This is a genomic window from Paenibacillus sp. OT2-17 (assembly GCF_009827695.1).
In the GTDB taxonomy this organism is placed as follows: Bacteria; Bacillota; Bacilli; order Paenibacillales; family Paenibacillaceae; genus Paenibacillus; species Paenibacillus polymyxa_B.
This window is the reverse complement of sequence record NZ_WUDQ01000008.1, coordinates 71989-81351: the sequence shown is the minus strand read 5'-3', so window position 1 is coordinate 81351 and position 9363 is coordinate 71989. Positions and strand designations below refer to the sequence as shown.

At 50.5% G+C, this 9363-nt stretch carries 9 protein-coding genes and 1 riboswitch; all 9 genes read right to left on the bottom strand.

Going from position 1 to position 9363, the window contains the following annotated elements:
• Positions 1-547 (bottom strand): TIGR01440 family protein (locus tag GRP75_RS04475; protein ID WP_160788701.1); only part of this gene is annotated, 547 nt, incomplete at its 3' end.
• A gap of 220 nt (positions 548-767) precedes the next feature.
• A riboswitch (ZMP/ZTP riboswitch) is annotated at positions 768-849 on the bottom strand.
• Between the two features lie 78 nt (positions 850-927).
• Positions 928-1512 (bottom strand): low molecular weight protein arginine phosphatase, encoded by a 585-nt coding sequence (locus GRP75_RS04470; RefSeq protein WP_023990718.1) that lies wholly within the window; start codon positions 1510-1512, stop codon positions 928-930.
• Between the two features lie 104 nt (positions 1513-1616).
• Positions 1617-2177 (bottom strand): manganese efflux pump MntP, encoded by a 561-nt coding sequence (locus GRP75_RS04465; protein ID WP_023990719.1) that lies wholly within the window; start codon positions 2175-2177, stop codon positions 1617-1619.
• A 142-nt stretch (positions 2178-2319) separates the two neighbouring features.
• Positions 2320-3567 carry an L-threonylcarbamoyladenylate synthase gene (locus GRP75_RS04460; RefSeq protein ID WP_160788700.1) on the bottom strand — a complete coding sequence of 416 codons (1248 nt, stop codon included), beginning with the start codon at positions 3565-3567 and terminating at the stop codon, positions 2320-2322.
• 154 nt (positions 3568-3721) lie between these two features.
• The gene (spoIIR, locus tag GRP75_RS04455) at positions 3722-4414 is read right to left on the bottom strand and encodes a stage II sporulation protein R (RefSeq protein WP_160788699.1); all 693 of its coding nucleotides are present in this window, start codon (positions 4412-4414) and stop codon (positions 3722-3724) included.
• 257 nt (positions 4415-4671) lie between these two features.
• Positions 4672-5865 (bottom strand): FtsW/RodA/SpoVE family cell cycle protein, encoded by a 1194-nt coding sequence (locus GRP75_RS04450; protein ID WP_028542184.1) that lies wholly within the window; start codon positions 5863-5865, stop codon positions 4672-4674.
• Positions 5866-5940: 75 nt separating this feature from the next.
• Positions 5941-6840, bottom strand: coding sequence for a peptide chain release factor N(5)-glutamine methyltransferase (gene prmC / locus GRP75_RS04445; protein WP_160788698.1), 900 nt, complete (start codon positions 6838-6840; stop codon positions 5941-5943).
• A 3-nt stretch (positions 6841-6843) separates the two neighbouring features.
• Positions 6844-7911 (bottom strand): peptide chain release factor 1, encoded by a 1068-nt coding sequence (gene prfA, locus GRP75_RS04440; protein WP_023990723.1) that lies wholly within the window; start codon positions 7909-7911, stop codon positions 6844-6846.
• A 271-nt stretch (positions 7912-8182) separates the two neighbouring features.
• Entirely contained in the window at positions 8183-9283 is a 1101-nt protein-coding gene (ychF, locus tag GRP75_RS04435) for a redox-regulated ATPase YchF (protein ID WP_023990724.1), read from the bottom strand.
• Between the last annotated feature and the right edge of the window lie 80 nt (positions 9284-9363).

Here is a 9363-nt window from a genome sequence, read left to right as displayed (position 1 = left end):
CCGCCCGTTGTCCGCCAAAAAGTGGAGGACGGGTGAACGCTGCTGTCACACGTGCTTCGCCAATCCAGCGAAGGCTTGGGCGAAACGGAACAGCAATGGGTCGCAGATGCATGCCAATCAGCGTTTCGCCGATGTCTATCCCGGCATGAGCCTGCACGTTCGCCGCCAAACACGCGTCGCTCATAGAACGATAGGCGACGGTAGCCACAGAGCCTCCTGCTGTACGAACAGGAACAGCTGCAACCTCCATCAGTCCCAATCGCTCCAGCACAGCCCGTTCAACGACCAGCGCTCGGTTCAAATGCTCACAGCATTGAAACGCCACATCAAAGCCATACTCCCTGCGAACAGACTCTACTCCAGACAACAGTTGCTGAGCCACATCGAGCGCTCCCGCCGTACCAATCCGACTTCCAGCCACTTCACTTGTGCTAACGCCGATAACCAGCAGGCGACCAGCCTTGAGACTGGCTGCTTCTGCGATTTCCCGCACGACAGAAGTGGTCTGTGCTTCCAGCGGAATCTCATGATCTAATTGTTCCACCATTGGAACCTCCTTTGGTTGAACAGCCTCTCAGAGACTAGGCACGGTCTCATGCCCCAAGTTCAACACACTCTCTCCTGATCACAATCTGACTATATTATAGCCGATGTTTCAGATTTCGAGCAGAAAAAATGGAAGAATCTTTAATGGAATCAACTCTCAGCTAAAAATCTGGCATAACTTGTATATGAAAAAAAGAGCAGTCCACACCTATGTGGAATTGCTCTTTTGCCCAGGCGACCGGCCGTATATCCGATGCTCCATCGTGGTTAATCCCACTTTTGTCGCCAGTTACATCGGATTCTCATTTTTCCACCTTATCTTAACGGATTAACCGCCGAAAATCAACAGATTCCGCACAAAACAGATGAGTAATACCAATTTTATTCGGAAGATGCCTTTAGCTTGTCCAGCAGCTTATGCAGTGCCGTACGGATTTCCGCAGCTGTGACATCGTAATCTTCTCGCGAACCGCCAAACGGATCAGAAATATCAAAGCCCGGAATCCGTTGGTGTAATTCAATCATTCGTTCACGCTCCTGCGCCGATAGCTCTTGTCCGAGTGAAGCCATCAACTGCTGTGAAGCATATAAACTATCCAACTCCTGTACATCATTCAACACCGCATCCCGGTTCTCCACATATTCCTTAAGCGTAAATACTTTGCCCGCCGTTTGGGGAAAGCGCTGAATTACGTGCTGTTTATGTCCTTGCGTCAAGGTTAAGATCAGATGCGCCCACCCGGCAAGCCCGTCGCTCAAAGAGGTTGAAGTGATCTGATCGGATATATCATGATCACGTAGAACCGCCTCTGCATGTCGGGATATCGGCGTGCCTTCCATCGCGGCTACTCCCGCAGAACGCACTTCCAGTTCTAGCCCATGCTCAGCAGCCAACTTACGCAGCATCCCTTCAGCCATTGGACTGCGACAGGTATTCCCTGTGCATACGAATAAGATATTCTTCAACGTTTTCACCCCCCGTATGTTAAAAAAATATATAAACAGAGGATTACTATAGTTCTAATCCCTTACTATAATCCTGCATTTATTTTACACTGTCTACGCTAAAATCAAAACATAAACATAAAGCCGAATGCCAGCAAAATGGCACCGCCCACTGCTTCTCCATAATCTCCTAGATTGCGGCTGACCTTGCGACCCAGCAGCAGACCCAACATCGCCATTGCTCCCCCGCAAAAACCAAACGCCAAAACGGACAGCACCAGATCACTTTGGAACATACCTAGTGACACTCCTACAGAAAATGAGTCAACGCTCACCCCAAGTGCAAACAGCAAAAGGCCTAAAGGCGAACGATGATCCAATACCTGTACGCCGTCCCCTTTAAAGGAATTATACACCATATGCCCGCCCAAAAGGATGAGTAACCCCCCTGCGAAGTAGGCCGTCACATGACCTAATAAAGAACTCATATAATGGCCTGTGAACATTCCCAGCAATGGCATCAGAATGTGAAAAAAGCCAATAACAGTACTGATGCGCAGCACGTCTCGCAGGCGTATCCCCTTCATGCCGATCCCTACGCCCAGCGATAACGCATCCATTCCTAGCGCTACCGCCATGATCAGAATCGTTACAACCTGCCCGGCATGGGCAGAGGCTGCCAGCATACTCCATCCCTCCATTATCCGTCTGTTCTTGTACACGTTATGCGGACAAGGGGGAAATCAGTACAAGCATACACTGAAAGTACCCAATACCGAGATGAGGAGGGAGGAAAATTTAATATAAGAGGCTCTGATTCGACAGAAGCTACAAGCGGACGATTCGGTGACCTGCCGCTTTAAGCAGGCGGTTCATGACGGCGTCTCCCAATCCTTTCGGCGGACAGGCTTCCGACAAAATGTAGGTGACGCCGTCCTCGTCGCAGCGGCGCAGCACGCCGTACAGGCGCTGCGCTGCCTCATGGAGCGCGTCCAGCTTGCCTAGCGTGTAGACGCGCTCTCCGGCGTAGCCGGCGGCATGCTCGTCGAACGCGAGCACTGCCGTGCGCTCCCCGCGCGCGGAAGCCTCCGCCAGCGCGGCGCGAATCCAGCCCGTCACCTCAACGGACGACGGGCCTTGTACCACGCTCAAGCGGCCTCGCGGCGCGTAGTGCGTGTACTTCATGCCCGGCGAGCGTGGCGCCGGGCTGTCCGCGTCCTCCCCGGGCGTAGCGACCAACGCCGGGTCCAGCACGACAGCGCGAGCAACCGCAGCGAGCTGCTCGGCCGTCACGCCGCCGGGGCGCAGGATGGTGACGGTTCCGTCGTCACCCGCCTGCACTACCGTGGACTCCAGTCCCACCCCCGTGGGACCTCCGTCCAAAATGCCGCCGATGCGGCCCTCCAGATCCTCCCGCACATGCTGTGCAAGGGTGGGACTGGGTCTTCCCGACCGGTTGGCGCTTGGCGCAGCCAGTGGACAACCCGCTTCAGCGATCAAACGAAGCGCTATCGGATGATCCGGCATGCGCACACCAACCGTGTCCAGCCCGGCTGTCACACGCGATGACAGTGCCTGCGGCACTACCGGCAATACGAGAGTCAGTGGTCCCGGCCAGAACATATTCATCAGCGCTCGGGCTGTATCGTTTATTTCTGCTACCATACCCTCTAATTGATCAACATCAGAAATATGTACAATGAGCGGGTTATCGGAAGGGCGTCCTTTGGCAGCAAATACCGCCTCCACCGCTTTTGTACTACGCGCATCGGCCCCCAGGCCGTACACGGTCTCCGTAGGAAAGGCTACCGTCTCTCCAGCTTGGAGGAGTAAGGCGGCCTCGCGTATGCCCTCTTCCGCCGCAATCCGAGCCTGTTCATCCCAAATTTCGTCAGAAACATCCCCGTCAGTGTTGCTCACAGGAACCAAACATCTTACATCCCACCATTGTGTATGGGAAGACTTCAATGCCTGCTTCAGCTCGCGAATCCCCTGTTCATCTAGCTTTTGCTCAGGTTTTTCCTTTTGCACAAATTCTCCGCGCAAGTCTTGCATTTGATTCGATTTATCGCTCATATCAGATCATCCCATATCTTATTGTCATATACAGGCCAGTGATTTCGCCTGATCCTATAAGGCTACTTTGTAAGATCAGTTCATTGGCTCTGCCATGTGTATATCTATCGTAAGCTCCATTATAGCATATGGGGAAACTTACACTCCTCAACGTTTAGGCAAACAAGCCACTCACCCAGCTACACAGTCCCGCAAGTGCATCCCACAGAAAAAAACGTACTTCCGGCTCCTTGTCAGCGGCATTCGTCCGACTTTCTCCGTGATCCGTTTTTGCTGATACCGTTTGTGCCGCTGCTTCCCCACTGCCTGCATCAATAAAGCACAGCGGAGGAAACAGCACGCACCACCAATTTTGCCCTTTTCCTTGCCCCAGCGTAACCCGAAGCGCTTCATAATTCCCTGCTGGGTAGACCAGACCACCGTACATTTTCGTTGGGAAAGGTACGCTCGCCAGTTCCACCTGATGATCATATGCAATGCCGCGACGAGCCAGTTCCGTACCTACCAAACGGTCAATTTCAGGTAAATGAGCACCAATCAATGATCTAGCTTGATCTAAGCTTTGCGGGTTTTCCAGCTCACCCACCCAGGCATTCATCTGCTGTACAATAGCGTCCCGTATTTCGCGTTTAACCAGCTGATCCTCCGGACGATCCGAGTTGGCCAAAATACGCAGTCGAATGGAGTCATGTGGAATCACATTCAGCCCTGTTGTAGCTACTCCTGATGCTAAGGTTCCTCTTGTTCCAGTGGTCATAGCAGCATCCGTCTTTTGACCTTCCCAAGACATCATTAATATCGAAATACAAAATAGTATCATTGCGGCTTGCTTTACCCAACTTCTCATTTTCGTCCCCCCAAACCCAAACTCTATCATGTCTATCAGTCTGTCCGGTTTGGGAGAGTCTAAACCTATGATTCTTGTAAAAGATTCAGGACCACTTTACAGATTTTTTTCAATAATACCCTCAAATCATGCTACACCAAGCTTCTGACCCTCACCGAGGAATATGAAAAAGCCCAGATTTCACAATCTGGACTCTCTCGTTGCACCGTTTCAACTCACACAAATACCAATCATTATCTAGCCACATTCCACCTGTGCTAGGCTTTTTTCGCCTTCGTCAAGCTTAGTCTGGAAGGCTGTGGCAGATCATCCTCCAGCTCTTGGCCGTGCACCTTAATACTCATAACCAAGCCGATACTAGCCATGTTAATAAGCAACGAGGTACCACCATAACTTATGAACGGGAGCGTAATCCCCGTAAGCGGCATAATGCCCAGAAACGCACCAATATTCTCAAAAATCTGGTACAGCAACATGGACACAATCCCGACAATAATATACGGTCCGGCGCGATCCCGGCATTCCAGCGAAATCAGGATCATGCGGTGAATCAAAATAAAATATAACAATAGCAGCACTGAAGAGCCTACAAAGCCAAATTCCTCCGCTACGACCACAAAAATAGAATCCGCGTACGTATAAGGAACACGCCCGGACTGTACCGAGGTTCCTTGCAAAAAGCCCTTGCCCATCATCCCGCCAGAGGCTATCGCTAGCTTGGCATTTTTGGTATGATAAGACGCCTTCGCGGTTGCCTCTTCCGGTACCAACCAAGGGTCCAAACGCTCAACCCAGTGACTACGGCCAATCCCCTTCATAAAGGAATCAATCTCATCGTGAAACGAAATATAAGCTTTAATCCCGCCGCCAACAGCGACTGCAAATACGATGAATCCGATTAACGCATGGGATGCCTTCACATTACCAATCCATAGCATACCGATGACGATGACAATGTAACCGAGCGCATTACCCAAGTCATTTTGTGCCATAACCATGGCAAACGGGACAAAGCTCACCAGAGCGACTGGAAGAACATCCTGAATAAAATACAGCTTGCTCTTGCGCTTCTTGATCAGCATATAAGTCAGAAAAACGATAAGGACCAGCTTGAATACCTCAGCAGGCTGAAGGTTCAAGCCACCAATTTTCAAAAAGCCCTGAGAGTTGTTAACCGTCCCGCCAAAAAATCCGAGACCCAACAAGAATATTCCGCCTCCATATACGTACAGGGCTTTTTTAATGAATATCCGAAAATCGACCATCGCTAAACCCAAGATCGCCACAAAACCCAATATATAATACCCGATCATCTTCTGGTAGTCATTGCCGTGCTCTGCCAAGTTCGTAGGGCCCCTACCTGCGCTGTATACCGTTATGATACTAATCGCCATGAGCAAAACCAGAATAAAGATAACCGGACCGTCAATTTTTTTCAATTTCTGAAGCATGATTTCCCCCTGAGCCGTTTCTCGGTCATACTCCTCTTATTCTAAAGGAAAGACTCGCAAAAAGAAAATGCAGCACTACTCCGAGACACCTAGGACATGTCGCTCGATCCCTGCAAGGTCAGGAACGATTATAATGTTCTTCCAATGACCTGCCTGTGCCAGCAGACTAGCCACGTCTCTGGCCTGTCCCATCCCCAGCTCAAACCCGATTAGCCGCGGCGGAGCCTGAAGGAGTCCGAGCTGTTCCAGCATTGCCCGATACGGGCCGAGCCCGTCAGGACCACCATCCAACGCCATCCGCGGCTCATGGTCGCGTACCTCTGGCTGTAAGCCAGCGATGTCAGCAGCCGGGATGTACGGCGGGTTGGACACGAGAATGTCCACCGCCGTTCCCACGAACGGCGCCAGCAGATCGCCCTCGCGGAATTCTACGGCTGCGCCGTTCGCAGCAGCATTATGAGTCGCTACTTTTAACGCAGCAGCCGAAATATCCCCTGCCGCCACGCGCCAGCTCGGTCGCTCAGCCGCCAGCGTCACGGCAATCGCACCGCTGCCTGCGCCGATGTCGAGCGCCTGCGGAGCGCCGCTTGGCCACAGCCGATCGCCGTGCTGGAGTATCGCCTCGACGAGCAGTTCTGTCTCGGGGCGCGGAATCAGCACCGACGGCGAAACCGCGAACGGGCGGCCATAAAATTCCTGCCGTCCGATAATATACTGCGCCGGTTCACCCGCAGCTTTGCGGGCTATAATCCGTTCCCACTCCTCCCTGACGGAGGAAGGGAACGAATCACCCAGAGCAGCGTAAAACGCCGTGCCTTCCAACCCGAGCACATGCTCCAGCAGTAAGCGGGCATTGTGCTGCGGCTCCAGAACACCACAGCTTCCTAAAAAAGAAGAAGCCTCAACTAAGGCTTCTCTGACACTCATGTTCCGTTCCGGCGACATCCGATACACACAATCGCGTTCGTTCCCCAAAACTTAAACCTCTTGTTCCATCAAATCAGCCTGCTCTGCAATCGTGAGCGCTGATACGATTTCTTCGATCTCCCCGTTCATCACCTGGTCCAGCTTATGCATAGTTAGGCCAATACGATGATCCGTTACACGGCTTTGCGGGAAGTTGTAGGTACGTATACGCTCACTGCGGTCTCCAGTACCTACTTTGCTCTTACGCTCGCCTGCATATTTGGCTTCCTCTTCCTGACGCAACATATCCGAAATACGGGCACGCAAAACTTGCAGCGCCTTCTCCTTATTGGAGTTCTGGGATTTGCCGTCCTGACAGGTTGCCATAATACCTGTAGGCATATGTGTCACACGCACCGCCGACTTGGTCGTATTAACGGACTGCCCGCCTGCACCGCTGGAACAGAACGTATCCACGCGAATATCCTTGTCGGAAATTTCAATATCCACTTCTTCTGCCTCAGGCATAACGGATACTGTAGATGTCGACGTATGAATACGTCCACCTGATTCCGTCGTCGGAATCCGCTGTACGCGGTGTGCGCCGCTTTCGAATTTCATTTTGCTGTATGCACCACGGCCGTTAATCATGAAAATAACCTCTTTAAAGCCCCCGAGATCATTCATGTTCGCGTCCATCAGCTCTACACGCCAGCCTTGGGTATCGGCATAACGAGTATACATCCGATACAAGTCAGCTGCGAACAGTGCCGCTTCGTCACCACCCGCTGCACCACGAATCTCGATAATAACGTTTTTATCATCATTCGGGTCCTTCGGCAGCAGCAAAATACGGATTTTTTCATCCAGCTCCCGCTTGCGAACACTAAGTTCATCAATCTCCATTTTGACCATTTCACGCATCTCGTCGTCCAGCTTTTCACCCTGCATGGTTTTTGCAGCTTCCAGCTCTTCAACGACATTTTTATATTCGGTATATGCTTCATAAGCAGGCTGTAAATCAGACTGTTCTTTGGAATAATCTCTAAGTTTTTTGCTATCGTTCGCTACATCCGGATCGCAGAGCAGTTCGCTCAGTTTATCGTAGCGGTCCGCCAATGATTGCAATCGGTCCAACAAGCGATTCACCTCTTCAGTTAAATTAATATGAAACCAGCTTCAATTTCACTGGCTACAGCTCTTTATTATACCAACTAATTCATCAATTAGCTACAAGAAATACTGACTAATTTAGGATTTTGCAAAAATCCACACAACATGCAATACAATAAAAAGTCGCCGCCCTAATATAGGCAGCGACCACGTAATCTAGCACATTTCAGAACACACATACATTGAATCATCGTCTTTTATATATCCGAATCGAGTATTGTACTCTGGAAATTATATATTAAACATTAAAACGGAAATGCATAACGTCTCCGTCCTGCACTACATATTCCTTACCTTCCAGACGAAGCTGACCACGTTCCTTAGCCCCGTTCATCGAACCAGCAGCGACCAAATCGTTGTAGGATACAACCTCGGCACGGATAAATCCGCGTTCAAAATCCGTATGAATTACGCCCGCAGCACCCGGTGCTTTCGTTCCTTTGTGAATAGTCCAAGCGCGTACTTCCTGCACACCTGCTGTGAAATACGTATACAGGCCCAGCAAGCGATAAGCTGCTTTAATCAGACGATTCAATCCGGATTCAGCTAATCCCAGCTCCTCGAGGAACATCGCCTTGTCTTCGCCTTCCAGCTCAGCAATTTCAGATTCTACCTTGGCGCTGATCGGCACCACTTCTGCATTTTCATCTATGGCAAAATCGCGTACCTTTTGCACATATGGATTGCTGTCAGCTTCCGTTACGCCATCTTCGCTAACATTAGCTGCGTAGAGTACAGGCTTCATCGTAAGCAAATGAAGATCGCGTACAATCAACCGTTCTTCATCCGACAATTCTAAGCTACGCGCAGGTTTATCAGCATACAGCGATTCCTTGATCCGCTCCAACACTTCAACCTCTTGGGTGTACTGCTTGTTGCCACCCTTCATGTTTTTGCGGGAACGTTCAATACGCTTGTCTACGCTTTCGATATCCGCCAGAATCAGTTCCAGATTAATGGTCTGAATGTCGCTGATCGGGTCAATTTTGCCGTCCACATGGGTAATGTTCTCATCTTCAAAGCAACGTACCACATGTACAATCGCATCCACTTCACGAATATGAGCCAGAAACTTGTTACCCAGACCCTCGCCCTTGCTCGCACCGCGCACAAGTCCTGCAATATCAACAAATTCAAATGCCGTTGGCACCGTTTTATTCGGTACAACCAGTTCAGTCAGCTTATCCAGCCGCTCGTCTGGTACTTCAACAACGCCTACATTGGGGTCAATCGTACAAAATGGATAGTTTGCGGATTCCGCACCCGCCTGCGTTATTGCGTTAAAAAGTGTTGATTTGCCCACGTTCGGCAAACCCACAATCCCCGCTTTTAAAGCCATAATCAGAACAACTCCCGTTTATATAAAATATGCGTTATGCCATCCGTTAGTTTACCAACCCACATTATATATGAGAACCT